Raw genomic sequence first — 538 nt, 5'->3', positions numbered from 1 at the left:
GCTTAAGTATGAACACATCTAACGTGGCTAAGGTGAAGTATTTGATTCGTCATAGCCAACAACAGGAACTAGAAAAACTAGCAGAACAGGCGATGACAAAATCGTACGGAGAGGAGATTCATCAAATGATGCATGATTTCTTTATCCAACAAGGTTTTGCAGGCTTCGTTCGTGCAGGGAAAAAGTAGGTAATCGTGACCGTCTCTTTATTTTTGTTATTGCTGGCGCTGGGCGCTTTTGTTGGTGTGATGGCGGGGCTACTCGGCATTGGGGGCGGATTAATCGTCGTACCTGCGTTGTTATTTTTGCTGCCTTGGGCGGGCATTTCTCCAGAAATGAGCATGCACATGGCGCTTGCGACATCTCTGGCAAGCATCATCGTCACATCAGGTTCTTCTGCTCTCAACCATCTTAAACTTGGCAACGTAGATATGTTTGTTGTGAAGTGGCTAATGCCCGGAGTGGTGATTGGCGGCTTTGTTGGTGCCAACATTGCCGAATGGATCCCAACTCATTACTTGCCGAAAGTATTTGGTGT

2 protein-coding genes are annotated in these 538 nt (G+C 46.5%); both read left to right on the top strand.

Annotated features, from left to right (window positions below; genetic code table 11):
- Positions 1-188: hypothetical protein (locus R7190_RS30110; protein ID WP_318138239.1), on the top strand; the 188-nt coding region annotated here is incomplete at its 5' end.
- A 6-nt stretch (positions 189-194) separates the two neighbouring features.
- A partial coding sequence (locus tag R7190_RS30105) for a sulfite exporter TauE/SafE family protein (protein WP_318138238.1) occupies positions 195-538 on the top strand: 344 nt, incomplete at its 3' end.

The organism is Vibrio sp. 1078-1 (assembly GCF_033340475.1).
The sequence above is the reverse complement of the archived record's forward strand: the minus strand, read 5'-3'. Positions and strand labels throughout refer to the sequence as shown.